Raw genomic sequence first — 26,919 nt, 5'->3', positions numbered from 1 at the left:
AAATCCTTTTTGATCATCAAACTGCTTTACTGGTAATGAAAAAGTACCAACAAAATAATGAGTGAGCACAAGCTTGTGAGGCAACGTTACCTTACCAAAAGTGAACAAAGTGTTAACAAATTATAGGGGCTACAAAGAACGGGCGGGGGTTGTATGAGGTGACGATGAAGTATTTGTAGGTTAAAACCCCTGCCATAAATACAGGGGTCACTTAAAAAAATTATTTACGTGAAAATCGTTCAACAAGCTCACACAAATCATCTGAGATCTTGGTGAGGCGGATAATCGCTTCCTGAGCCTGCTCAGAACTTTTTTGGCTATCGTTTGCCAATTCTGAAATACCGACAACTTGCTGATTTATATCCTCAGAGACATGCGCTTGCTCTTCAACTGCTGCAGCCATTTGATTGGCCATGTCATTAATATTGGCAACTGCTTGCGCGATGCCTGACAGCATTTGTGTGCTACGTTCAACCTCTTGTAGGCCTATTTGAGATTCTTGTTGACCTTGCGCTGCGATCGCAACGGCCTGTTCACTTCGAGCATTAAGTTCATTAATAATCCCTTGGATCTCGCCTGTTGAAGTTTGTGTGCGCTGCGCTAGCTGACGTACTTCGTCTGCAACGACAGCAAAACCTCTGCCTTGCTCTCCGGCGCGAGCGGCTTCGATAGCAGCATTCAGTGCAAGTAAGTTAGTTTGCTCGGCAATTTGTTCAATCATTTGTGCGGCAGCAGCAATATACCCAGACTGTTCGGAAACACCTCGTACCGAATCACTGATTTGTTCAACAGTGTTGCCCAGAGTTTCTATGGTCGCGCGTGTCTTTTGCGCAACTTCAGCTCCCTCCATTGCTAGCTCATTTGCCGCTCTCGCTTGCTCAGACGTCACATTTACATTTTGCGATACCTCAGCAATAGTTGCGGTCATCTCGTTCATAGCAGTGGCCACTTGCTCGGTTTGCTGGTGTTGCGCATCAATTTGTTGACCCGCATTTTTTGATAACATGAAGCTTTGCTGAGCATCACTGGCGACGCGTGTTGCGGCATCATCAATTCGAGTAAGGATAGTATTTAAGTGCGCACGCTCAGCCTTCACTGCCACATGTAATCTGCCCAGCGCACCATTGTTATCGGTGTAACTTTTCACTGCCAGAGGGTCGTTGAAACTCCCTTGAATCAACGTGTCTAAACGCGCTTTTAAACGCACACGGGAGAAGGCGTTAAAAACAGAGAAAGAAATAACGCTCAATACCAAAATGAGTTCAGCTGCAAAAAGATGACCTGATAGCCACAAAACAAAAGCGACAATAAAAGCGAGGCCAAGGGCATAAAACTCGGTGTTTGCAGGAATAGAAAACGTACGTTTGTTTGCATTAACATTGGCATACAATTCACTCGCGCGATTTACATCATCCCGAGATGGACAGCTTCGGACTGACTCGTAGCCAACAACCTGGCCATTTTCAGTAATCGGAGTCACATACGCATCAACCCAATAAAAATCGCCATTTTTACATCGATTTTTCACCAACCCCATCCAAGGTTGACCGCTTTTTAGATAGCGCCACATTGTTGCGAATGCAGCAGCGGGCATATCCGGGTGACGGATAAGATTGTGGGGTTGCCCAATTAACTCTTCGCGGGTGTAGCCGCTAATATCTTCAAATGCTTGATTGCAGTCGGTAATTATCCCGCGCAAATCGGTAACTGAAATTAACTTTTGTCCCTGTTCAAAATGAACTTCTTTATTTGTTACCGGTAAATTAGTCCGCATTCACTGTCCCTCTTAAAAACACAACGCAAGATTTAAAATGCACTTCCCGATAATAGCAAAAAAATCACGAACATGCGGATTTATAAGCGATGAGTTGAGGGACAAGAACATTTATCAACCAACCGAGGAAAATTATAGATAAAATAGTTCAATGTACCTAAAAAGCTGGGGTTGACATCGTTGTCAAAAATTACCGCATTCACGTTGCAAATAGGTAAAAGTTATTATAAATTGCCAAAAATTTTACATTAACTGCAAATGAACAAGCGGTTAAAATAGCAAACCTGAATACTCAACTACCCTATTAAATTTCGGTCTATTTTTGAATTTGTTATACGTGCAACGAGTGCCCGTTGTCATAAAACTTATCAAAACCTCACATCTGTACTTATAATAGGTAAAGCATTCAATGGTTTCAGTGTGTATGTATCTGTCTTGACTGAATCTGCTCAGTGACACTGCAATGTGTGATTTGGCTCAAAGTCTAAGTGAAAATCACCGCATTGTAATGGACTCTAACCAACGCAAATTGTAATGTGCTGTAATAGCTTACTTTTAATTCGCGATGATATAAAAGTCATTGTTTAGTAGACATTTTGTTCTTCAATGTGACAAAATCACATAAAAATAAACTTAAAGTATTAGAAAAAAAGCTAAGATACTGAAAATAAAATAAATTATAAGGCTATAAATCTTGGTTAAATTTGCGCAAACTCTTTATTACATCGCTCTGTTGAGCTTTGTGCCTTTGCTGTGGGCACAAACTGAAGATGCGCACGCGCCAAAATCACCCTCTTCAATAGCCTTTTATTATGCCGATATAGATTCCACCCGAGAACTGCTCAGCTACGAGCGCGTTGTTGTAGACCCACAACACCTATCACAGATTCAACTGCAACAGTTAAAACAAGCGCAAACGAGTGTTCTTGCGTATCTGAGCGTTGGTGAAGCACCTGCAAAATTGGCGCAAAAGTTTGACGATGCCGCCATTGGTTTCAATGATGTTTGGCAAGCGACCATAATGGATAACGCCAATCCTCAATGGCGAGCGTATTTAATTCAACAAGCGCAACATCTAAAAGCCCAAGGGTATGATGGTGTCTTCTTGGATACACTTGATAGTTATCAATTGGTTGCTGACATCACAGAGCAACAGGAGCAGCGTGCTCAACTAATTAGTTTGGTCGCACAAATTCAACGTGAACTACCCGTGATTCTTAACCGTGGCTTTGACTTATATACACACTTACCACAGCAACCCATTGCAATCGCCGCTGAGTCCTTGTTTCATACCTACGATTACGGCAATGACGTATATAAGGCCCAAAGCCCCCAAGATACACAGTGGCTAGAAACAAAGCTAAACGAAATAAAAGCTTCGGGAATAGAAGTGATTGTCATCGACTATCTCGAAGCAAACAGACAAGCTCGTATAGACGCAGCCAAACACATCTCTCAATTGGGATTCACGCCATACGTTGGCGATGCAATGCTCAGTAAGTTTGGTGTCTCAACCCATTATCCGTATCCCCGCCGCGTATTAACTTTTTATAATTCCAAGGTAAACCTTAAGAAAAATTCAGAGTGCCACAAGTTTCTTGCAACCCTAATTGAGTATGCTGGGTATGTGCCTCAATGTGTCGACATTCATGACCCTGATATAAATAACATTGATTTGACGCGATATGCGGGGGCTGTTTTTTGGCTTTCTCAGGCAAGTTATCACTACGCATATACGCAAGATATTCTGAGTCGTAGTATCGAAACGCTACCAACGACTGTCATGGGGGAGTTGCCCGAACAACCAAGTTTATTGCAAAAGATGGGTGTAAAAGCTGATGGTACCTACCTAGGTGAATTTACTGTTCAAGGTGCAGATACACTCTACCCTTTACCTCACGCTGCTCCGTCACAATATGTCAGATACACAGCTACTACCAATGAAGTTGAAGAACTTATCTCACTGGTAGATGAAAACGGAAACAAAGGAGTTGGCGCCGCAAAAACACCTTGGGGTGCCTTATGGTTAGAGCCGCTCATTGTTCAAGAGCTCATTGGTGATCGAAACCGTTGGCCCGTCGACCCTTTCACGCGTCTCATGCCTCTTTTTGGGTTACCAAAAATTCCAGCACCCGATGTGACCACCGAGTCTGGGCTGCGAATCGTCACAGCCCATATTGACGGCGATGGCTTTCCTTCGGTCGCTTGGATACCCAGTCGCCCATATGCTGGGGAGTCCATTCTAAACAGCGTATTGCGCAAATCAACATTACCTCACACTGTCTCCGTTATCGAAGCGGAGGTGGGCGCCAAGGGTCTGTATCCAGACATATCACCGCAATTAGAAGCTATCGCCCGTAAAATATTTGCTTTAGATAACGTTGAGGTTGCTTCACATACCTTCAGTCACCCGTTTTTCTGGGATCCGCGAGTCAGCGCCAAAGAAAAACTGTATGGCGATTCCTTGCCTGTGCCTAATTATGTCCTCGATTACGATACTGAAGTATTTGGCAGTGTGCGCTATATCAATGAACACCTTGCTCCAGATGACAAAAAAGTCAGTGTATTTTTGTGGTCGGGTATGGCGAATCCCACAGAGGAAGTCATTAGCAAAACGAATCAATTGGGCATTTATAACGTCAATGGCGGTAATACCTATGTGCTTAATGACAACTACTCTGTTGCGCAAGTATACCCGCATGTAAATTGGTATGAAGATGCCGTTCAGGTGTATGCACCTGTGATGAATGAAAACCTCTACACAGAGCTGTGGACTGAGAACTTTAATGGTTTCTCACGAGTGACAGAAACGTTTGAATTACTCGGTGCACCACACCGTTTGAAGCCTGCGAGTATTTACTATCATATGTACTCGGGTGTCTACCCTGCCTCATTAAATGCCTTAAAAGAAATTTATGAATGGGTCGATAACCATGAATTAACCCCTCTTTATCTTGGGGAGTTTGCGCAACGCGCGCACAGTCTTTACGAGACGGGTCTTGGAAAATCAATTTACGATGATGCTTGGTATATTAGCAGCACAGGCGTGCGCACTGCTCGACTGCCTAAAAATCAAACACCGTCGGGGCTTAGCTCTGGAATTGCAGGCATAAACAGTGGTCCCGATGGAAACTACGTGACATTAACGTCACCTCGCTCAAAGCTTGTTGTAGCAAACAATTCAACAGCTTTCTCTGGCAAACCGTACCTACAAAAAGCCAATGCGATTGTTGAGCACTTCTCTGCACAAGCCAACATTATTGAAATGACGGTCCTGAGTCATCAGGCGCTACAGGCAACCTTTGCTAATGCCCGTGACTGTGCTATCAAAGAAAATGGTCAAGCTACCATTGCGACTCAAGAACAAGGTGATTCGTTACAGGTATCAACTAAGCGCAAAGGACGCTTCGCCCTGACTCTTATCTGCAGCAATATTGTGGGGGGCGACGGATGAATCCGCCACAGTTCGTATTAGGCAGTCGCAACGATAAAGACAAACGCATCGTTCTAGCTAATCGCAGAACATTGTTTACGCTCACACTCGCAACCTTAGCATTGCTGTGGATTTTACAACCCAACAGAGCATTATTAATTGATATGCTTGACGAGGCACAAGACCCAACTGTGGCACTGGCGTTTTTGCGAGTACTGAAAGACGAGTCACCAGAAGTGCAAATGGCCCTCGCGAAACAATATGCGCGCCTCAACGACTACCCTAAGGTGCTAGAGCACTTAATGCCGTTAACGCAATTTGACAACACCCCATTTTTGGAACGTGCGCATAACCTCTATGCGATCAGCCTTCTACGATTGAGTGGTGATCCGAAGCAGCGAAGTCAGGCACGCGCACAGTTGGTCAACTACCTTGAAAACTTGCCAAAACAATTGAGCGCTGAGCAAGCACATGAATTTATCGATTTTGCCCTGCAAGTAGGTGAACCAAGTATTGCGTATTCACTGCTAAGCAGACAGCCTGACGCTGATGAGTCTCAGTTACTGTCTTTAGCACGTCAAGCGGGGTTAGGCCCTCAGGCCGCTGGACATGCGCTTAACCTGTATCGGCAATCACCGTCTAAAAAAACCTTCGCACAAGCGCTACGAATCCATCGCGAGCAAGGGTTGTATCAAGCCGGCCTAGAATTATTGATGGACCATGCACAAACATCTATGTGCGCACTGCCGTGTTTACAGCAAGGCATTGAATTTGCGCTCAGTGCTGACAGCGCTGCCTATGCAATGGCATTAGCACAAATTAAAGCACAGCGCAGTGAAAACCCGAAAGATTGGCTTCAGGCAAGTCGATTGCTTGCAGGAGCCGGCAATATCGATAAAGCGATTTACTGGCTATCTAAAGCCAATGATGTTGCACCGTCGGTTGAGCACATTCAACAACTTCATGAATACTACTTGTGGCAGTCAGATACCGAGAATGCGCTGGCTATGAGTAAAAGGCTCATCAAATTAAATCACACTGTAGCGCACTTAAATCAAGGTGTTAAAGAAGCGCTGGCGCAAAGCGATCTGTTAGCATTGAGTGACTTTTATTATCAGTTAGCGCTTGAACAAGAACTTGACCCCGCGGCCACGCTTGAATGGATTAACTACAACGACAAAGCTTACGGAGCACAACAGACCGTTGTAAGACTGGAAAAGCTACACAGCAAATTCCCAAACAATCAACTCTTTTGGTTTCAGTTAGCGCGGTTTTACAATTTTGTCGGTGAGCCAAACAAGTCCGTTGCTTTGTGGCAGAAAATAAACGTGCCAAAACCAAGCAATTACTCAGACCTAAATTTCTTTGCTCAGAGCTTCGTCGCTGTGGGGCAGCAACAACAAGCGTTAGCTATTTTACATGGTTACACACAACAATCCGCACTGGATTTAGAGCAACTAATCATCGTACAAGAGCTTGCCACTTACACCGCGTCTCGAGATCTTCAAAGGCAATATCAAAAATTACGCCTAGACAATAACGATGACACGCTTGATCCTTACTTGATGCTGGCAACATACAGTAACTGGGATAACGATGATATTGCCGTGCTTTGGCAATATTATGAGCAATCTCAATCGCCTGTTATTTTGATGCAGTTGCTCAATCGCGCACTTGATGCAAATAACAATCAGCAAATTAAACGAGCTAAAGACGCGCTGGTTCAAAACCACTCGCAAGACACCAGTTTAGCGATGCAACTGGTGCGCATTCGTTTAGCGATGTTTGAGCAAGATTTCTACTATGCTAAAACCCTTCTTCAAGAGCTACTCGCTCTGTACCCAGAAAATGACGATGTCCAACAAAATGCACTGTGGTTAGCAATCGGCAGTCAAGATAAAGTGTGGTTAGCTCAACTGTATTGGCAAGTTACTCAGGAAAATACCAATTCGCCGCATTTATACCAAGCATTTGCTATTGCAGCTCAACAACTCGGTTTGTTCCAACAAGCACAGTTTTGGTTCCAACGCCTGAACAATACCGAATTCATGAGCGCTGCGGATAAACTTAGCTGGGCTTCACTCAGTGAACAACAAGGTAATGAAGCGCTTGCTCAAACATTGCGCTGGCAAGTCTTTTCAGAACTAAGTAAAGAGTTAAAACAAAGTCCTGAGGGCGAAGTAAGTTATCGCTCATTAGTGAGTTTGTTTGTCTCACCTGCATTGGCGAATACAACACTCATCTATCAACTTATGTCGGCACCTCAAGCGCTCGATGCTGGTTCGCTCTTGGCTGATCCGCATCACGGTGCTTTGCAAAAGCTCGCAATATTGCAAGCTCATACTCAATTACAAAATGCCGATTTAAATGACAGCGTACAGCTCGCTATCGCCATTGCCAATAATAACAAGGACGCAATATACAACCTCGCACGCAACTCAATCACTCTCAGTCAGTTTGAGCGCGCATCAGCAATGGCGTTGATAGGTGAAAATGCAACGGGTTGGCATTGGGGAGAAGAGTCTTTGGGTGAACATACAGCGAAAAAAGATTTAGCTCCCTTGCAGCGATATCTGACTCAGTTGCACCCTCTGCGCAGCCACGGCCTTCGCTATGAACATGAAATAAAAGATTCTTGGAAGCTGCAATCTGAAAATCTGCGCTACTATCGCCCCTATGGCAATAATCAATGGTTAGTTGAGTCACGTTATGATCACGGACAACCTGTAAGCAATTTGATGAATGATTACAGTCATAGAGCTGCGCAAATTAGCTGGCGATTTAGAGGGCAAGACGTTATCTCACAAGGTGAACTTGGTGCGTTCTATGGCTCTCGCCATGGTCAGCAATACCTAGGTCAATTCGCCAAGGTAAGCCTAGCGACGAGAAGTCGTATTAGCCACAACGTTGAAATTCAGCACAATATGCCAACAGAGCAAAGTGAGAACCTCTATATGCTCGCCTTAGAAGACAAAGCGCAATGGCAAATGAATTGGCAGCCTACACGATATGAACAACTAAGCTTCACTGTGTCCCATTCTGCATTTAAATCTGATTTTGGTGATGACATCGCAACACAGTGGCAAAGTTCATTGCGACTCAGTGAACAATTTAGTTTCACGCCATTTTGGCAAGCCTATTTACAATATGACCACCAGCAAAATTCACTGGACAGAGGACCGCTTATTCATGTTTCTCAATACCTCAACAGACCAGAGCCTGTGATAGCTGAAGATTTTATTACCCCACAATATCGCCGTGTGGCCATAGGACAACAATTGATGCATGGCAACGTCGGCGAACCTGGCAGAGATGTACGCGGTATTCGATATTGGCTTGACACCGCATTTGGGTACAACTTTATTAGTGAAGAAAGTGATTTTTCGGCCAACGCTGGTTTAGGCGTTCGCTTATTTGGAAGTGACGAGTTATTTGTCAAAGGTGTATGGCAAAGCGCTGATCAAAATGGTCGTGAAAGCCTCACTTTAAACATTGGCTATTTTTATGATTTTTAACCCGAGGAATGCAACATGAGAACCGTAATAACCACCGCATTGCTATTTATTTTAGCTGGCTGTGCGTCGCAGTATAGCGCCGAAAGTCCGCAACTTAGCAAGGCCAACACCTTGTATATTATGCCTTTTGCTAACCAATCAAATATGCCAATGGCACAAGCTCAGGCAGAGCAACTTGTTGCCTCAGCGTTTGCTGAGCAAGGGATCAAGGTGCGAGTTTATCCAAAAGCGCAAATTGGTGACTTACAAGCGAGTTTAGAACCAAAACAGCGATTAAAAGAAGCGCAAGCATGGCTAGTTCAACAACCTGCAGGCTATGTGCTAAGTGGTTCTGTACAAGAATGGCAGTATAAGTATGGCCTCGATGGCGAGCCTGCGGTTGGCCTGACACTGACATTAGCAACCAATTCTGGCGATGAGCTATGGCGCGGATTCTGCTTCTACAAGTGGTTGGGGTCGAGAATCACTTTCGCATGTCGCTCTGGACGCTATTGACGATTTAATCGACCAATTAGATTGGGAATAATATCGCTATGCCGAATAGCAAACGCCGTGGAATAAACAAATTAATCAATAGGTTGTTACTGGGAAGTGATAACCAGCCTATCATGTGGTTTGAACTTGGGCTTATCACCTTAATTGCACTTGTTATTTGGGTTTACCAATCTTCGTTACCACATGAAGACGCAACAGATTATTTCTATTGGCCGATGTTTGGTCCATTGCTTATTGCTCTGCGATACGGGTTTGGTCGCGGGATCATGAGCTTTGTTTTACTGCTATTTGGCGCAAGTATTTGTGAACGAATTCTTGCCATTCATATCGACGTTAGTTTTTCAGTGTCAGTGGGGACTGCTGTTGCAACTATGCTGGTCGGTGAGTTTCGTGACCATTGGCACGAAATTAACCAGCGCTTTGATCTGAACCATCGTTATATGGAGCAAAAGCTTAAGAGCTTTACCCAAAACTACCACCTACTGAAAATCTCGCATGATCAATTGGAGCAACGTGCTGCTGGCAAGCAGATGAGCCTTCGCACGGGTATCCAATTACTGCAACAAGCAGCCTCTGAGCATGCCGAAAATCGTATTGCCAACTTGGCACAAAAAAGCTTGCAGGTTTTCGCCGACGTTATCACCTTGTACCAAGCAGGACTGTATGAAGTGCGAGACGGTAAATTGGTGCCGGGGGCATTAGCAACAGTCGGTAGCGAACATCAATTACACCCAGATGACCCAATGCTAGAAGACGTATTCTTCTCGAAAGCCGTATTGTCTCCTGCGGATTTCATCGAAAAAGAGGAATTCAACTTACACTATCAGTTGGTTGTGCCTTTGGTGGATGTGAGCGGCGAAATTCAAGGCTTACTGATTGCTGAGAAAGTAAAGTTTGTATCGCTGACCGACAGCAACATTGCACTCATGGCACTGCTTGCTAGTTATATAGCCAACTTTATGTCGCACCAACTCTTTGCCCCGATACTAAAGCCAGAACAAAGACAGTTGTTTAGCCAGTACATTGATAATCAGCTTTGGTACAAGCGCCATTATGGTGTGGACAGCGCGATTGTGGTGTTCTATGACCTCAGTGAAAGCCAATATTTAGACCTCGACCATGTTACTGACTACCGTCGAGGCGCTGATATTTACTGGGCGTGCGAGCACCGTGATGGACACGCTGCACTGTGCGTGCTACTGCCTATGACCACGATTTTGGAAGCGAAACAATTTATTGGCAGAATTGAATCAATTCTGGCCAGTAAAGGGCAAATCCAAGAAGGTGATTTGGATATTGTCGGGCCGTTATTGGTGTTCGATCAGCACAATCAGGTAAACCAGATTCTGGACGACTTAGGAGCATTTGATGAAGATTTGGTTGATTCTTCAAACAATCCTCTTTGAGTCTGCAAGCCTATATTTGCTTGGTGCTCAAGACCTCAGCCTGCTCGGATGGTTGAGCTACGCTGCAAGTCACGGTGCGGCGGCGGGCACTTTCACATTTTTATGTTGGTTAGCATTACCAAGTAAGTATAAACAACCTATTATCGCGTCAATGGCATTTATCTTTGTCATTGCTTTTAGTATGCCCATTGTTGGCATGTTAGGACTCGCCACTATTTTTATAGCGGCTTTGTATTTCCCCAAAGAAAAGGTTGTGGCCTTGTGGAAGCGTTCTGATGTATTAGAGCTTCCACTGCACCCAGACCAAATGGAACATGCCCATTATGGCGCCGCGGCACTAAAAGATATTTTATTATTTAACCCATCAAACGAACGCAGACAAATTGCTGTTAATGCGTGTCGCTTTTTACCAGAAAAAGTCGCGATTCCATTACTCAAGCTAGCACTAACAGACAAAGTGGATGATGTACGTTTGCTTGCCTATGCAGCCATTGAGAAAATAGAATTTTCTATTAACCGCCAAATTGAGGTGCTCAAAAGGGAAAAAACGCCCGAACGCGCCTCTTTGCATTTTCAAGTCGCAGAGCTGTACTGGGAGCTATGTTACTTAGGGATTGCTGATGGGCCGTTGCGCTTACACTATTTGGAGCAAGCCAAAACCTACCTACTTAAAGCGCAAGAACTTCAGCCTTCGCCACGTTCAGAACTTCAATTAGGCAAAGTGCTATTAGAACTACAAGATTATGATGGGGCAACCCAATACCTTGAACAAGCGCTGCACAGCGGGTTATTGATGAAGCAAGTAGCACCTTATCTTGCTGAGGCGGCGTTTGCACAAGGTGATTATGACCATGCGGCGTTACTCGTTAGCCACCTTCCGACGGAGCAAGGTGAAGCATTAAATGAATTAAGGGAGTTTTGGCGTCGTGAAGCCCATTGATATTTGTTTGTTGCTGGAAGGTACTTATCCTTACGTACGCGGTGGTGTATCAAGTTGGGTGCATCAGTTGATCAGCGGATTACCACAGTTTAACTTTTACTTGGTGTTTATTGGTGGCAGCAAAGAGACATACGGCGAACAGTACTACACCTTCCCTGACAACGTGGTGGGCATCGAAAAGCATTATTTGATGGACAATGATGGCTTATTTTCACCCCGACCACGTCGCGGAAAGCGAGCGGCATTTGATATGTGGCAGTCGGTGTTAGAACGATTTAAGCGTCCACAAGAGTCTCTGTCAGGGGAGCACCTTCAAGGTTTATTAGCCAACTTAGGTAAAAACAAAAGTCTTTCTTACGACGACTTCCTCTACAGTGAGCGTTCGTGGGAAGTCATTGTCGATTTATATTTTAAGCATGCCCAGTATCAATCTTTCGTCGACTATTTTTGGACCTTTAGACACATCTATAGCCCGCTGTTCACACTCGTTAAAATCGCAGAAAAGCTCCCACAAGCGCGGATGTATCACAGTATTTCGACGGGATATGCTGGGTTTCTTGGTGCTTTGGCGAAACAAAAACAGAATGTGCCTTACTTGCTCACTGAGCATGGGATCTACACCAAAGAGCGAAAAATCGACCTCACTCAAGCCAGTTGGATCAAGACAGACACAGCGCACTCGATACCAGTATCCACAAAAAAATGGAGCAAACTCGGCAAACTTGGATTGATTTCTTCGAGCAACTTGGGCGTACGGCATACGACCAAGCCGACAACATCATTGCGTTATATGAGGGTAATCGTCAAAGACAAATTCACGATGGTGCGCCAGAAGAAAAAACAGGTGTCATTGTAAACGGTATTAATATGGCACGCTTTGCTCAAGCCTATCAATCTCGGCCGGAGAAAGCCCCAAAAGTGGCTGGACTTGTGGGTCGTGTCGTCCCCATTAAAGATATTAAAACGTTTATCCGTTCCATCCGTGTTGCTGTTAACTCAGAGCCAGAATTACAAGGCTGGATAATTGGTCCAACAGAAGAAGATCCTAATTATTACCAAGAATGCCAGCTGCTCGTGAGTAGCTTAGGACTGGAAGACAACGTGTTATTTTTGGGCATGCAGAATGTCGCAGACATTTTACCCAAATTAGGCGCATGTGTTCTGACCTCAATTAGTGAAGCACAACCATTGGTGCTGTTAGAGGCTATGGCTGCGGGAATTCCTTGTATTGCTTCTGAAGTGGGATCATGTCGTGAAATACTCGAAGGAATGAACGAGCAAGACGCTGAACTAGGTCGCTGTGGTTATGTTACTAACATAGCAGACCCAAACCAAACCAGTGCGGCATTACTTAAGTTACTCAGCGATGACGAAAAATGGAAGCAGATGGGTGATAACGGTTTCGAGCGAGTGAAACACTTTTATCAAGAAAAAACTATGTATAACCACTACCAAAGCTTGTATGAGGACTTATTAGCATGGCAGGAATAGGATTTGAACTACGCCGAATTCTGCAAAAGAATACGCTACTGTCTTACCTAGAAGCATACGGCCTGGCAGCAGTTGTAGGTTCTGGCCCGTGGGTACTTTCTATCATCGCCCTGATGGTCATTGGTATGTTGAGTATTGGCCGTATTTTCCCAAGCGCGCTGATCATTCAATTTCTGGTATTAGTTACCTATATGATGGCCGCATCGCTCATACTCAGCGGTCTGTTTCAATTGTTACTCACACGCTATATCTCAGATAGGTTATTTGAGAATAAAGATCACAAAGTTACGCCAAACTTATTGGGGTGTATGCTTGTGGTTTCAGTGCTTGGTACCATTTTAGGCGTGGCTGTGCTTAGCCAAACCGGACTTAATTCAGCGATAAAAATGTCACTCCTTTGTGGCTTTGTTGTGTTGTGCAATTTGTGGCTGATTATTGTATTTCTCAGTGGCATGAAGCAGTACTACCGTATTGTGTTGACCTTGTGCGGGGGCTACACAGCCATGGTGTTGGGCTCTTGGTTACTGCCACCCTACGGATTGCTGGGCTTGCTTATTATCTTCGCGGCTTGCCAAGGCTTGATCACGTTTGTGCTCCTATTTTTTGTCTTGCGTAATTACAGTGCCAACGATCTTATTTCATTCGAGTTCTTAAACCGCAAGAAAGCATTTTATTCTCTCGCTTGGTGCGGCTTTTTGTACAATGTCGGGGTGTGGATAGACAAATTCGTATTCTGGTCGCACCCAGATGTGTCATTCGCTGTAATCGATGTATTCCGCGCATCTTATATTTATGATTTGCCGATATTTATCGCTTACCTTGCGATCATTCCAGGTATGGCAGTATTCATGCTGCACATGGAAACCGACTTCGCCGCTTCCAATGAAAAATTTTACAAGACCGTGCGCGAAGGCGGAACCCTTGAGTCCGTGTATTTGCTCAAAGACCAGATGGTTTTAGATTGTAAAAACAGTCTGTATCAGATCTTTAAAGTACAGGGCTTAACCCTCGCCCTACTTCTTCTATGGAGTAAGGAAATCCTTATCTTGTTGAAAATAGATATCGCTTATTTACATCTACTTTATGTGGATTTGGTTGGCGTATCTTTGCAAGTTATCGTGATGGCAATTTTAAATGTGATGTTTTATCTAGATTGCCGATATGAAGCGTTAGCCTTGGTAAGTATCATGGCTGTTGCTAACTTTGCCTTAACAGAACTGTCGATTGCCTTGGGCCCACAAATGTATGGCTACGGCTTTGCGCTGTCCATGCTCATTACCACCCTTGCGGGATTGATTTGGCTGAATCGCCAATTCGCCCGTTTGGAATACGAAACCTTTATGTTGCAACGTTAGGGTCTGATGACCCTCGTTGTTTGTTAGGACACCAGCTTGGCGTATTTGTATACCAGATAGAGGTTATCGTGCATGAGCATGCGATATCAAAGTATCAGCACCTTACACGCCCTGCCCGATGGCTGCATACCAAAAGCGCTATGTGAGGTAGCTTGCGCAAGACCACAAGGCACGTAGAGTAACCACAAAGAATCACTAGAGCCTAGTCATCGCAACTAAAGCGATACGCATCATCCAACGCGACTGGTAGTGCAATAGTAGAAAATCCTAGCGGTTGAGTTTGCGCACATACGTCATCTAATTTGCCGTCACCTACATCGGCTACACTCAAATATTCAACGTGGAAAATTGCTTTTTTGGCATTGTAAAATGGCGATAGCCTTGTGCATTCTGAAAAGCGATAGCAAGACTCGTTAACTGCAAAATCAAAATAAGGCTGTAACTGAGCGGCAAGACCCACGTTGTTCTTCATGCCAACATACAACCCCAAACTTTGTGCATATTGAGCGATGAAAATACTGTAATCGATACTGTCGCTCGCTGTTAGTTCAAAACCTGAGTCGTTAATATGCCCGTCCATATTATCCGGCTCTACGGCATCACAGCCTTTACTGGCGGCTAACTCCATGCGAACCTTCATGATCTCTCGAACTTGGTTGCTACGTGTATCTAACCAACGCTCTTGATCATAGTTCTCCAAAGTATTGCCTAAATCCACCTCTAAAAAGTGACCGGCATCTTCACGATAAGATTCATAACTTCCAGCCGAGAAATAACAGATAACAAAACGCCCCTGTTGTTTCAGCTCCGTGATCACTTCCGCACTATTGGTAAATAAGTCGATATCATAGGCGAAGGTATCATATTCGCTGTTGATATCACCGAGAAGCTGCCACTGCCAAGTACTACCTTGTGGAGGATAAGGCGGTGGGCCACTTATTTCGGTTTCAGTTTCTCCGTCACCGCCACAACCAAGCAAGCTGATGCTCAACACTACGGATAAAAGGAAATAACGGATAGCATGCATATATTTATCTCAATAACTCGCCAATATAAGCTCATTTGAGCACTGTCCCCATTATAAAATTATCAGTGAACATTGATACCTTTTTTCTCATAGACTTATTACGTATGATTGACCCGCGTAAAGTGGTCACAGAGTACAGCACATGCATATCCAAAAAGTTATTGATGAAATCACCCTCGACGTTCAGTCAAAACTGACAAACATTGAAGGTGCCGTTGCAAGCTATATTCCCGCTTTAGCAAATGTGAGCGCAGATCAATTTGCAATGGCTGTGCACACTGTTGACGGTCACACTTTTTATGCGGGTGATTTTGAGCAACTATTTACGATCCAATCAGTTTCTAAGGTGCTTACTTTAACGTTAGCATTGCAGCGCTACGGCGATGAACTTTGGCAAAGAGTGGGGAAGGAGCCTTCGGGAACAGCATTTAACTCACTGACTCAATTGGAGTTCGAGCAAGGAAAACCCCGCAACCCGTTTATTAATGCTGGGGCCATCGTGACCTGCGATGCGCTTTATTCAAGACTGAGCGCGCCCACTCATCACATGCTCGAGACCGTGCGTTGGCTCAGTGGTAATCAGCGCATCAACATCAATCAGCAAGTTTCCCGTTCTGAGTATCAGCACCGCCATCGCAATGCGGCAATGGCCCACTTGATGGCTTCGTTCAACAACTTTGAGAACGATGTTGAAGAAGTATTAAAAGTGTATTTTGGCTTTTGTGCCATAGAAATGAACTGTGTGGAATTAGCGAAAACCTTTAGTTATCTAGCAAATAGAGGGGTTGATGTTGCGTCGCAACAACGCATATTAAGTGCAAAACAAAATTCTCAACTTAACTCTTTGCTATTTACCAGTGGCCTATACGATGCTGCCGGTGATTTTGCCTATCGAGTGGGGATGCCCGGAAAGTCGGGTGTGGGTGGTGCGATTGTTGCTGTAGTACCCGGTCAGTTTACCGTGGCTGTGTGGTCGCCTAAACTCAATAACTTTGGCAACTCCAGTGCAGGCTTGTATGCACTGGAGCAATTTGCTAACAAACTGTCGTTACACCTGTTCTAATACAGGCTGCTCAGCGTTCACTTTTTTAGTGGTCGTTTGTTTATCAAAAATACCCAAACGAATACGGATAAAGTGGAAGATTTCCCGTGCAACATCAATCGATGTGGCTTGCTCTAGCCCTTCAAAGCCTGGGCTGGAGTTTGCTTCACAAATTTTAAAATGCTGCTCATCAAATAATAAGTCGATACCCGCCACATCCAAATCAAGTGCATTAGCGGTTTGTGTAGCCAACCACTCTATTTCCGGCGTGATTTCATATAAAGTGCCTTTGCCACCAATACTCACATTGGCTTTGAAGTTGTCACCCCCACTGTTTCTCTCCATACAAGCAACTGCACGTCCACCTATGGTAAGAACGCGTAAGTCACGACCATGACTGCTCTTCACGAACTGCTGCAGTATGATGTTTGCTTGAGGACTGGTTGCTTCTATAAGCTGCATTAAATCGTCAAACTCATTGCGTGTTTTACTCAAAAACACACCACTGCCCTGAGAGCCTGACAAAGTTTTTACCACTACTGGGAAACCGATTTGGCGCTCGACTAACTCGATGTTTACAGGAAACTTAACCAACATGGTTGTCGGTGTTGGCAGGTTTTGCTTAGCGAGGATTTGTTGCGCGTAGAGTTTGTCTTTGACGGTTTCAATGGCATGCGCACCGTTGACACAATACACACCCAAGCGTTCTAAGTGGCGAATAATGGCCAAGGCAAAATAGGTGGTTCCTGCGCCCATTCGTGGCATTACGAAATCCGGTAATGGTACAGGCTTACCATCAATAAGAATACTTTTGTCGTCTTCTCGAGTCACAAGGAGATCAAATTGATCAGGGGCATACACCTCTAGCTCGATGTTTTCCTCTTTGGCGACAGCCACTAGACGATCAATTTCGTATCGTTCTGGTTTGAGTAAGTTGGCGCCATCAGTGTAGATAATCCAGCCGCGCATAATGCCCTCTCGCTAAGCAAAAGGCGGCATTATGCGTTTTTGGCTCGACACGGTAAAACAAGATTATTTTATCGTGGCGATAAATTTTATACTTTAAACTGACTTACCAAGTCCTTCAAATGCTGGGCGCGAGAGAGCAAACTTTGTGTGCTTCTTTGCTGATGTTCAGCATTATCATGAATTTCAGTAGCACTGTTTGAGATATCATGAGCAGACTGGTTTATATGCTCAACAACGGTTCCCTGCTCCTCGGTCGCTGCAGCCACTTGGTGATTACCTTGGCTGATCAAATTCAAACTTTTGCTGAATTGCCTGCAAAGACGATACCGCAACATGGGTCAACTCCGTCACTTTCTGACTACTTTGAGTGCCCTGAGCTATTGCTTCTTGCGACTGTAATGACGAATTTTGCAGACGCGAGATTTGTTCGCGAATTTCTGATGTTGATTTTTGTGTCCGCTGCGCCAACGAACGCACTTCATCTGCGACCACAGCAAACCCGCGCCCTTGCTCACCCGCCCTAGCCGCTTCGATTGCCGCATTGAGCGCTAAAAGGTTGGTTTGTTCAGAAATCGCATTGATGACCTCGACAACTGAGTTGATTTCAGCCGCTTGATTGGCGAATTCACCAATACTTCTATCCACGTCAATCAGGATGTCATTGAGTTCGGTCATTGTTTGCGCAGTGGTCGCCATACTCTCATTCGTTGCTACTGTCTCGCGCACTGCTTCTTCCGTGTCACTGGCCGTCCGATGCGCAATGTCCGATACTTCAGTGATGGTTTGCCCCATTTCAGTTATGGCTGTCGCCACTTGGTCAGTTTGTGCGCGCTGATTTTGAGTGGCTACAAAGGTGCTATCCGAAAAAGCAGCGAGTTCATCTATGCCCTCACGCATAGCCTGCTCAGTAACACTAATTTCATCGACTAACTCTGCCACTTTACCAATAATTGCATTGAAGCCCTTAGCAAGATGTCCTAATTCATTGTCGACGCTGTCATCGAGGCGCTTGCGAGATCCCCACCTTGACCTGACATTTCTAATAAATCGTCTCCCACGCGACGAATTCGAGAGCTTAACCAATTGGCAAAATACAAAGTGAATACCAAGAAAATCACTGCGAGAACAACACTCACCAAAATTGATATCAACACGACTGTATTGATAGCACCTGAGATTTCTTCTTCAGGTTGCAGTGCAACCAAGGTAAGCCCCATACCAGAAATAGGCATCACACCTGCATACATGAGCTCGTCTTGAAGTTCCACTTGTGTAAGTGAAAACCCGCTACCACTGTTTTTAGTAATGCCTTGCAGTGCGCTCAACGCACCAACCTGCGCTAGGTTTTTGCCTATATAGCTACTGTTTTCATGGGCAATGATTCGGCCACCGTCATCCACTAAAAATAAGTAACCGCGCTCACCTATTTTTCTAGAGGTCACTATCTTAGCTACGTCTGAAATATCGTACCCTAATCCTGCTACGCCCACCGGTCGTCCATCAATATTGACCATGGTGTTAACGAAAAGAGTCAGTTGACCTCCTTTCTCGCTGGCATCAAGTGCTAAGGCTTGGCGCTGATTCGCATTTAAGAAATTGAAAAACCAACTGTCGCGCGGTTCTGATTGCGACACTTGTTTGAATAACCCTGACTCGGTGTAATAGTTCAATGAATTACGACTCACCCAAAATACCGCGGCTGCGCCACTTTTCTTTTGTAGATCAGCAAAGTATTCCATCACTCTTTGATGAATCTCGGAACTTTGTTCCCCTTCTTTCATCCATTGATGCAACATTAAATTATCGGCAAGAGATTGCGAAACAGAGATGGGGTATTTCATTTGCGCATCAATTTCTGCCGCCACACGGCCCACCGCATCGGGCAATAATTGCGTTTCTGTTTGTTGGTAATACAGTTTGGAGAATTGCGAAGTATTGATAAGTGCACTTACCACAGTGACAACAAACAGCGCGACGAACACAAAACCAATGAAAATAGTTCGAAGGGTTAAATTGCGCATTGAGCGGACCTCATAATTTTACGTTACATAAAACCAAGCCCATCCATGCGCTAGATATTTTTTACTTTATACAACAGTCAGTTGACTAATAGAAGCTGTTCAATCGTTGTACCTATGCAATAAGGTAATAGCCGTGTCTAATGGCACGGGCTGTGAGTAATAATAGCCTTGACTAAAGTGGCAACCATATTGCTTTAATTTAGCTTGTTCTTCTTGCGTTTCAACACCTTCAGCAATCACTTCCATCTCTAGTTCAGATGCAATTTTGATTAAACTGGCAATCACGACTTGATGCTTGTGCTCAAACAAAATTTGTTGCGTAAATGACTTATCTATTTTGATGTAATCTGCACGTACATCTATCAAGTGACTCAGCGAAGAATACCCTGTACAAAAATCATCCAGTGCGACTTTGACACCCTGCTCACGTAGTTTATTGAGTTGATTTTCAACTTGATTTTGAGCATTAATCGACACTGATTCAGTCACCTCAATGGTTAATTGATGAGTAGGAATATCATGGGTTTCCAGCGCAGCTAAAATATGCTCCACAGGATGCAGTAAATGATTAAATTCTGTGGCTGAGCGATTGACCGTCATCGCAATATATTCATAGCCTTGGCTATGGATCGTCGCCAAATCTTTGAGTGCTCTGTTGAGTACAAACTGCCCAAGCAACGAAATGAGACCAAACTCTTCAGCAATGGCGATAAATTCATCTGGATAAATGGTGCCAAGTTCAGCATCATGCCAGCGCGCTAAGGCTTCAAATTTAGTGATCCGTCCTGAACTGTTACTCACAATTGGCTGATAGGCAACGTCGAGTTCATCGCTACGCAGGGCTTTATGCAATTTATCCCGCAATTGAATTTTGCGTAGGTAGACGCCTTCTACTTTATCGCTGAAGACCACAATATTCTCTGTGGCCGAGCGTTTAGCACTGAGCATCGCATGGTTAGCGTTACGAACGAACACCGTGGCGCTGTCTGTGTCGTCGTCTATGTGAGTAATACCAATACTGCAGCTTAATTCGATATTTAATTCACCAAGGCGAATAGGCTGACACACCCGAGATAAGATGTTTTCAGCACCGAAAAGAACTTGTTCAGGCGTTGAATCGACAATTAATATCGTGAATTCATCACCACCGTAGCGGCTTAATACATCTGAGCTCAACACACTATTTTGCAAACGCAGTGCGACCGCAACGAGGACTTTATCACCCACTTCAGGGCCATATAAATCATTGATGTCTTTAAACCTATCGAGATTTAAAAAGAGGAGTGAACAGGGTAATCTCCCAGTTCTATACAAAGAAATATGTTGCTCTACTCGTTCCAAAAAGCTGCGGCGGTTGTGCAGTCCAGTAAGCGGCTCCTGACTGGCATAGAAGCGCAATTGCCGTTCACTTTCTTTCCAATCGCTAATATCTCTAAACAGACCGATATAGTGGCTGATTGTACCATCTTCATCCCTGTTTACTGTGATAGAAAGCTCCTCAGGATAGACCTCTCCGTTTTTACGACGGTTATAAATTTCGCCACGCCAATGCCCTTGTTGCTTTAACTGCAACCACATTCGCTCATAAAATTTACCGTCATGACGTCCCGAAGACAGAATGCCAGGGGGACGCCCCACTAATTCACTTTCTCTGTAGCCAGTGTATAACTCAAATGCAGGATTGACGCGCAAGATATTGTTATCGCTATCTGTGATCATGATAGCTTCTTTACTTTGCTCGAACACAATATTACGCAAAGAGAGCTCTGCCAACAGCATGTTTTTCTTATCAATATCAATGTCATACCGTGTTTGAGCTGCAACGATAAAAGCAAGATCTTGAAACCACTGCTGTTTTGCTTCTGTAAACTGCTGAGGCTCTTGGAATAACGCAACTAAGATACCGATAGGTTCTCGCTTCACATCCCGTAAGGTAACCCCTATGTATGCTTTTACACTCAGTTCTTCGAGCATGAGATCATCTGGGAATAAGGCGGCAACGTTGTCTTCGTAAAAACACACGTCTTGGCTATGCATCGCATCTGAACAGGGAGTACATGACAAACCATACTGCATGTTTGGCTGTGTGGTCCCATCAATATGAAAAGCTTTAGTATCAATGTGTGTGCCTTGGCTATTGAGACGACCGACAAAACAATATTTCGCCGCGAACACTTCATCAATCATAGTTAACGCCAACTCATACGCTTGCGATGAACAAGTTGTTTGGTACAGCGCGTTAAAAGACTGTGGCATGGGTTAAGTTTTTAATAAGACACACATGTTTAGTAGCTTAGCACAATCTAGCTCAAATATAGGGATATATTCTTTAGCATCAACATGATGCATATCAAAGATTGGCAAATAGATGAATCCAGCTCAACACTGTTAAAGAGACAGTAATTTGTTAAACTAGTGATAGGGTTGGCTCAATTGTCAGTGTATGCAAAAACAGGTTAAAAAAGTCGTAACACGCTCCTTCGCGTATGTTTGTTTTGCTGCTTTGTCATGAGCTTCAGCTGGTTGTTTATATCAGATGGCGCAGTGCTTTTGGTCATAACACTGCTTGTCATCCTCATTCTCGTGTGGGGCATCGCCCAGCGACTCATGCTGATATTAGATGTCCAGAAACGTCGTTAACTATTTGCCATTTGTGTTTGGTTCCGACCCTGCTCTTTCGCTCTATAAAGCGCTTTATCTGCTTCTTTGAGTACATCATCAACGTCATTGTTCACTTGCCAAAAGCTTACCCCTAAAGATACAGTGACACTGGGTACTGGCGCGAATTGATGTATTTCTATCTCTTTACGAAGGCGTTCAGCCAAGTCAAATGCACGATGACGCCCGATACCTGGAAGCAATAGCATAAACTCTTCACCGCCGCTTCTGAATACACCATCATATTCTCGACACCCCTCTTTAAGTAATGCGGCCAACGATTTTATTACCTTATCACCCACATCGTGGCCAAAGGTGTCGTTGATACGCTTAAAAAAGTCGATGTCTAAGGTGATCACAGCGAACGGCTGTGCTTGAGAACACATGTTGTCTATAAAGGTTTGCATATAACGCCGATTACCTATCCCCGTTAAAGGATCTGTATGAGTAGCTAGACTGAGTGCATCAATGCGTTTGACTTGTTCATTACGATAACCTTCAAAAGCGCGCTTTAACGTTTTAATTTCGCTGTACCACAACGGAATATCTGCAAATTCATTGCTATTGTTACTGACTCTATCAGCGAGCAACTGCAAAGGTGCGCTAATTTTATATGCAAGTACCCAGATACCCAGAAGAGTTAAGAGTGTGACAGGCAATGCGTGATAGATTAATTCGTATATCGTGTCACCAACTGTACTTACGACCTTTTGTGCGTCACTGTGGACTATCACAACCCACCCTAGTTCAGCCACCGTGGCAAACGCTGTAAGTTGCTCCTGAGATGAGTGTGACGCCAGCACCCCGCTGCTGCGTAGTTGAGATTGTTTAAACGCAGCCTGTAAGAAACTAGTTGCGTCCAATTGGTTACCGACATCGCGTTCATCTGTATCAAAAATCACAACGCCATTAGCACTGACTACGCTGATACTTACTTCCTCACCATGAAAATGGGTTCCCAGTACTCGCGCGAGGACATTATCACCGTGAAGATAAATAGTGCCAGCTACATAACCAAGATACTGAGCGCTCTGGGTGTCAAAAATTGGATGAGATGGGCTCAATATCAAATTACCAGAAGGAGAAACAAAAGGCTGAGGAACGATCGGCGTCTGTGCATGAAGAGATTGCTTTGCAGCTTCAGAGCGCAGCGAAACTCCAACAACACCCAACTTCTTTGGTAGCGCTTCTAAGATCAAAGCATCCTTATTAACGATGACCACTGAGTTAAAAAAATCGTTTTGTTGCAGTAATCGAGTTGCTTGGGAATTCCTCAGCTGTGGGTCATCAAAATTTTTGCTTAACTCCTCGGCGCTATATGCGAGTTGAGCGCGCAGTGCATTCATCGCCATACCACTGATATCAGCAATCTTACGCGCATACGCTTCATTATTGCTAAGCGTTTGCGCCACTTCTCGTTTGGACTGAACGTGATAATTAATCACAAACTGATTCGCTAAGGTTATTACCACACTTAACAAACCAAAGGCCAAAATTACTAGTCTCAAATTATATTGGAATATTTTAGCTCGCAGCATTCATGATCCACTGGGTACATCTACTTCGTATACAAAAATAACACAGTTCGAAAAGTAATAACTTGTTATTAGTCAAAATGTTCATTCGTTTTTTAAAGTGCGTATCAAAACAAACTCACTCTCAGCGCATGCAATTACGTTGGCCATTAAAAAAGTTGGAAAGTACATGAGCAGCATTCACCAATGTATAGATTTATCAACACTGTCGAAAACCGAGAATCTTCACTCTGTGGTTGTGCCTGCACACCAATGCCAATCAACATGAGATACAAAACCAACTCAAAGCTGTACTTTCCAGCGAGGAAAAGGCGCAAGCCACTTTCGACGGGTGGCGCGAGGACATCTTCCGACAACTGCAAAGCAAAGGTATGCCTGACTACAATGACAGTCAGAAAACTGGGGAGTTTGCTGATTTTCTATTTTGCTTACTTAGCAAAGTGCCACAAATTGAACAAAAGTTCGCCCAAGAAATCATGCTTGTTCATCATTTTGAGCAAAATCCACAAATAAATTATCAATCAGATAATACACTTTCATCCTGGTTTTCGGATGTTTTGCACTAAAAAGCGGACATTTCGCTCCTGTTTGCAACAACATAGGTTATTGAAATAAAAAGACTCTAGCTGAATGTAGCCTAAATTGTTGAATAACTGTTAGACTAAGCTTAGATAACAGATTGTTTACGTATGTTCAGGAAATGAAACCATCTTTTCTAGTTTTCGCTTTTCTACTTCTTTTAGTAGGCCATGATTCAGAGGCTCGTGAATACAACCGAGCTATGTGCATTTTATTAAAACAACAAATGGCACAATTTGATCACGCTCGCAACCACCCTAGTTATCGTAATGCCAGCCGTGAATATAATAATAATTGTTTAAATCTGAAAGAGCAGCAACCATCACAAAACGTGCCGGCCAAATCAACCTCTCAGGTTGACAATGGGGCTGCCAATGCCTTGGGCAACGCGGCTCAAGCAGCACCTGATCCAGTAGTCGAGGAAACTGTTCAGCCAGATTCAGCCGACCTCAATGTTGAAACATCCGACATAACCGAGCAACAATCTGTCCAACCAACAGAGATTGAACAACAAACTCCGTCTGTAGAGTCGCAACCACCTCCACCGCCTCGAAAGGCAACGACAGTGGTGCCAAACGTGGTAGATGACACAGCACAATTTAGTGACAACCCACTTATTGGATTAGCGTTCCCTGCGCTTGTATGCCTAGTAGTATTAGGTATCGGTATTGCCCTGTTACTCGCGGTGAGAGGGAGCAATGAAGACAAACCTCGCGTCGTGAAACCGAAAGGCTCCGGCAATGCCAAACCCGTTCCAGTTCAAAAACAGCAAGGCTTGAAAAAAGCGTGGAATAGGATGGCAAAAAAGGGTCCGGCTACCCTCGACCCGCAACTCTACAGTAAATTTTGTGCAGTCCCAGTTCAAAGTGGCAATAATCTAAAATCAATTTCAATTGAACAGTTGCTTGTCAGTCAATTCGGCATTTTCTTAGTCTCACAACCGAAAGTTCAAGGTGATATTTACGGCAGTGCCAAAGCGGAACAATGGACCGGTAAAACTTCGGATGACGAGGAAAAGTTCTCAAATCCTATCTCTGAGTTAGCAGTGCAGGCGCAAACAATTGCAGAAGCATTTGAGATTTCTTCTTCAGATATCCACCCTATTATCATTTTTGACAACGAAGCGAAATTTAAGTCAGATATGCCGGCGTATGTCATGCATAAGGAAGACTTTATCGAATACGTATTAAGTATTGGCGAGCCAATCTTCACGAACGATCAGATTTCCGAATTCAAAGATAAAGTGAAGCAAATGCTGTCTATGGGGAATAATGCAGCACTTGGGAAAACAACAACCAAGGGCCTGATAGACGAAGCTAAACAACAAGCTGAGCAACAAGCTGAGCAACAAGCTGAGCAACAAGCTGAGCAACAAGCTGAGCAACAAGCTGAGCAACAAGCTGAGCAACAGCACCCTAGTGAATCGACAGCACACTTGCAATCATCAACCTCAGCGACTCCTGCGGATGATTCTACGAACGATAATGAAGAGTCAGAGTCACAATCTCACAATGTTTCTCCATTTATGCGCCCCGTAAATACACCAACGCAAACGGTTGAGAATAATGACCCAGTGCATCAAACGGCGCAGATTCATCACTTTGTGAAAAAAGAGGACGATGCGCGTATTGTGCATACTGTGAAAGGTGAAGACAACTCGCCAATCCAGCCAGAACCTGAAACCACACCTAATATCACGGACAATGCCCAAGATTGGTCTAGCATGTCCGATGAAGAGTTTTTAGCATATTTGGACCAAGCAAATGGCAAGAAAACTGACAATGTCAGCGCTACTAAAGCGTCTCCTGCTCAAACCGAGGACGTTGTTCTTCCCACAGACACGCCTGTAGGCGAACCTAGCAGCACTGAGCGCCCTGCGACGCCAACACAAGACAGCACTCATGAATTGGAGATACCTTCGTCAGATGCAACAAAGGATTCCGATAATAGCCAAATGCCATCGCAGGCACTCGATGATTTTGATCCAAGCAAGCCTCTACTTACGGAAGAATTCGATTCCATCGATAAGTTTCAAGCTTCAGCTGCTCAAACGCAAAACGAACAACAAGCAAGTGCTGACGATGCCAATGACCTACGTGAATCCACGAACGCCATGACAGAATCTAAAACCACTACTGGCCACGAAGCTGTGATAGATGAACTTTTGGCAAACGAAAATGACAAGCCGATTACCGACGCAACCGATCATAATCAAAAGAAAAACACGCTAGACGATTTTGATCCGAGCAAACCACTCATTTCTGATGAACAATTTGATAATGACCTGTCGCTCGGTGCTATCACTGAGTCTATTGTGGGTTTGAATCCTACAGAAGATGACGAGTCTACAAATGCACAAAGGCATTCTGAGCCTGCTCCTCCTGTGGACTCTGCATTAGACGCCTTGCATCCACAGACAACCGGAGACCATTCGTTAGATGATGCACTTGCGGAGCTAGAATCAGCACTCGAACAAGAAGAACGTGAAAAGACTGAGAAAATACAAACCGACAAAGAGGATGACAAAAAAATGGATAAGCCGAACCCCTTTGCAAACTTGTCACTCGATCCCGACTTCAAACCACAAGAAGAGCGGATTGATATCGGCGCAGGTCCACTTGATGACCAAAAACCGAAGCGTTAATCATATTGCGCATTAAGCCGTTTAGATTGGGTTAA

General features: G+C 44.3%; 18 protein-coding genes and 1 pseudogene. 11 read left to right on the top strand and 8 right to left on the bottom strand.

The window, feature by feature from the left end:
* Positions 1–220 precede the first annotated feature (220 nt).
* Positions 221–1,774, bottom strand: a complete 1,554-nt coding sequence (locus tag ACH19P_RS16325) for a methyl-accepting chemotaxis protein (RefSeq protein ID WP_462159661.1) — start codon at positions 1,772–1,774, stop codon at positions 221–223.
* A gap of 694 nt (positions 1,775–2,468) precedes the next feature.
* Here ACH19P_RS16325 and ACH19P_RS16320 point away from each other — a divergent pair.
* From ACH19P_RS16320 to pelG, 8 genes and pseudogenes are all read left to right on the top strand, one after another.
* Positions 2,469–5,228: an endo alpha-1,4 polygalactosaminidase gene (locus ACH19P_RS16320; RefSeq protein WP_462159660.1), complete on the top strand. Its 2,760-nt coding sequence runs from the start codon at positions 2,469–2,471 to the stop codon at positions 5,226–5,228.
* Complete coding sequence (locus tag ACH19P_RS16315) at positions 5,225–8,722, top strand: tetratricopeptide repeat protein (RefSeq protein ID WP_462159659.1); 3,498 nt, start codon at positions 5,225–5,227, stop codon at positions 8,720–8,722. The genes ACH19P_RS16320 and ACH19P_RS16315 overlap by 4 nt, the downstream gene beginning before the upstream one ends.
* A 15-nt stretch (positions 8,723–8,737) precedes the next feature.
* Positions 8,738–9,217, top strand: a complete 480-nt coding sequence (locus ACH19P_RS16310) for a hypothetical protein (RefSeq protein ID WP_462159658.1) — start codon at positions 8,738–8,740, stop codon at positions 9,215–9,217.
* Between the two features lie 38 nt (positions 9,218–9,255).
* Positions 9,256–10,623, top strand: a complete 1,368-nt coding sequence (locus ACH19P_RS16305; RefSeq protein ID WP_462159657.1) for a PelD GGDEF domain-containing protein — start codon at positions 9,256–9,258, stop codon at positions 10,621–10,623.
* On the top strand, positions 10,586–11,563 hold the full coding sequence (locus tag ACH19P_RS16300; RefSeq protein WP_462159655.1) for a tetratricopeptide repeat protein: 978 nt from the start codon (positions 10,586–10,588) through the stop codon (positions 11,561–11,563). Before ACH19P_RS16305 ends, ACH19P_RS16300 begins: the two co-directional genes overlap by 38 nt.
* Positions 11,550–12,176, top strand: a pseudogene (pelF, locus tag ACH19P_RS16295) (GT4 family glycosyltransferase PelF); the annotation flags it as partial. The gene ACH19P_RS16300 and the pseudogene pelF (ACH19P_RS16295), both read left to right, overlap by 14 nt.
* A gap of 89 nt (positions 12,177–12,265) precedes the next feature.
* Positions 12,266–13,054 (top strand): GT4 family glycosyltransferase PelF, encoded by a 789-nt coding sequence (gene pelF / locus ACH19P_RS16290; RefSeq protein WP_462159654.1) that lies wholly within the window; start codon positions 12,266–12,268, stop codon positions 13,052–13,054.
* Positions 13,042–14,409, top strand: coding sequence for an exopolysaccharide Pel transporter PelG (gene pelG / locus ACH19P_RS16285; protein WP_462159653.1), 1,368 nt, complete (start codon positions 13,042–13,044; stop codon positions 14,407–14,409). The genes pelF (ACH19P_RS16290) and pelG overlap by 13 nt, the downstream gene beginning before the upstream one ends.
* A gap of 202 nt (positions 14,410–14,611) precedes the next feature.
* Here pelG and ACH19P_RS16280 read toward each other — a convergent pair whose 3' ends face one another.
* Complete coding sequence (locus ACH19P_RS16280; RefSeq protein ID WP_462159652.1) at positions 14,612–15,436, bottom strand: endo alpha-1,4 polygalactosaminidase; 825 nt, start codon at positions 15,434–15,436, stop codon at positions 14,612–14,614.
* 142 nt (positions 15,437–15,578) lie between these two features.
* On the opposite strand from ACH19P_RS16280, the gene glsB reads away from it, so the two are divergent.
* The gene (gene glsB, locus ACH19P_RS16275) at positions 15,579–16,499 is read left to right on the top strand and encodes a glutaminase B (protein ID WP_462159651.1); all 921 of its coding nucleotides are present in this window, start codon (positions 15,579–15,581) and stop codon (positions 16,497–16,499) included.
* Here glsB and ACH19P_RS16270 read toward each other — a convergent pair.
* The 6 genes from ACH19P_RS16270 to ACH19P_RS16245 form a co-directional block, all read right to left on the bottom strand.
* On the bottom strand, positions 16,485–17,447 hold the full coding sequence (locus tag ACH19P_RS16270; protein ID WP_462159650.1) for an ATP-grasp domain-containing protein: 963 nt from the start codon (positions 17,445–17,447) through the stop codon (positions 16,485–16,487). The genes glsB and ACH19P_RS16270 overlap by 15 nt on opposite strands.
* Positions 17,448–17,533: 86 nt before the next feature.
* A complete protein-coding gene (locus ACH19P_RS16265) occupies positions 17,534–17,713 on the bottom strand; it encodes a hypothetical protein (RefSeq protein ID WP_462159649.1) in 180 nt (59 codons plus the stop codon).
* Between the two features lie 7 nt (positions 17,714–17,720).
* On the bottom strand, positions 17,721–18,386 hold the full coding sequence (locus ACH19P_RS16260) for a methyl-accepting chemotaxis protein (protein WP_462159648.1): 666 nt from the start codon (positions 18,384–18,386) through the stop codon (positions 17,721–17,723).
* Between the two features lie 38 nt (positions 18,387–18,424).
* Positions 18,425–19,468 carry a cache domain-containing protein gene (locus ACH19P_RS16255; RefSeq protein WP_462159647.1) on the bottom strand — a complete coding sequence of 348 codons (1,044 nt, stop codon included), beginning with the start codon at positions 19,466–19,468 and terminating at the stop codon, positions 18,425–18,427.
* 99 nt (positions 19,469–19,567) lie between these two features.
* On the bottom strand, positions 19,568–21,724 hold the full coding sequence (locus tag ACH19P_RS16250; protein WP_462159646.1) for a putative bifunctional diguanylate cyclase/phosphodiesterase: 2,157 nt from the start codon (positions 21,722–21,724) through the stop codon (positions 19,568–19,570).
* A gap of 380 nt (positions 21,725–22,104) precedes the next feature.
* Entirely contained in the window at positions 22,105–23,571 is a 1,467-nt protein-coding gene (locus tag ACH19P_RS16245) for a sensor domain-containing diguanylate cyclase (RefSeq protein WP_462159645.1), read from the bottom strand.
* A 461-nt stretch (positions 23,572–24,032) separates the two neighbouring features.
* On the opposite strand from ACH19P_RS16245, the gene ACH19P_RS16240 reads away from it, so the two are divergent.
* Positions 24,033–24,227 carry a hypothetical protein gene (locus tag ACH19P_RS16240; protein WP_462159643.1) on the top strand — a complete coding sequence of 65 codons (195 nt, stop codon included), beginning with the start codon at positions 24,033–24,035 and terminating at the stop codon, positions 24,225–24,227.
* Positions 24,228–24,361: 134 nt separating this feature from the next.
* The gene (locus ACH19P_RS16235) at positions 24,362–26,884 is read left to right on the top strand and encodes an NERD domain-containing protein (RefSeq protein ID WP_462159642.1); all 2,523 of its coding nucleotides are present in this window, start codon (positions 24,362–24,364) and stop codon (positions 26,882–26,884) included.
* Positions 26,885–26,919: the final 35 nt, after the last annotated feature.

It is taken from the genome of Pseudoalteromonas sp. GB56, from assembly GCF_054923835.1.
The sequence above is the reverse complement of the archived record's forward strand: the minus strand, read 5'-3'. Positions and strand labels throughout refer to the sequence as shown.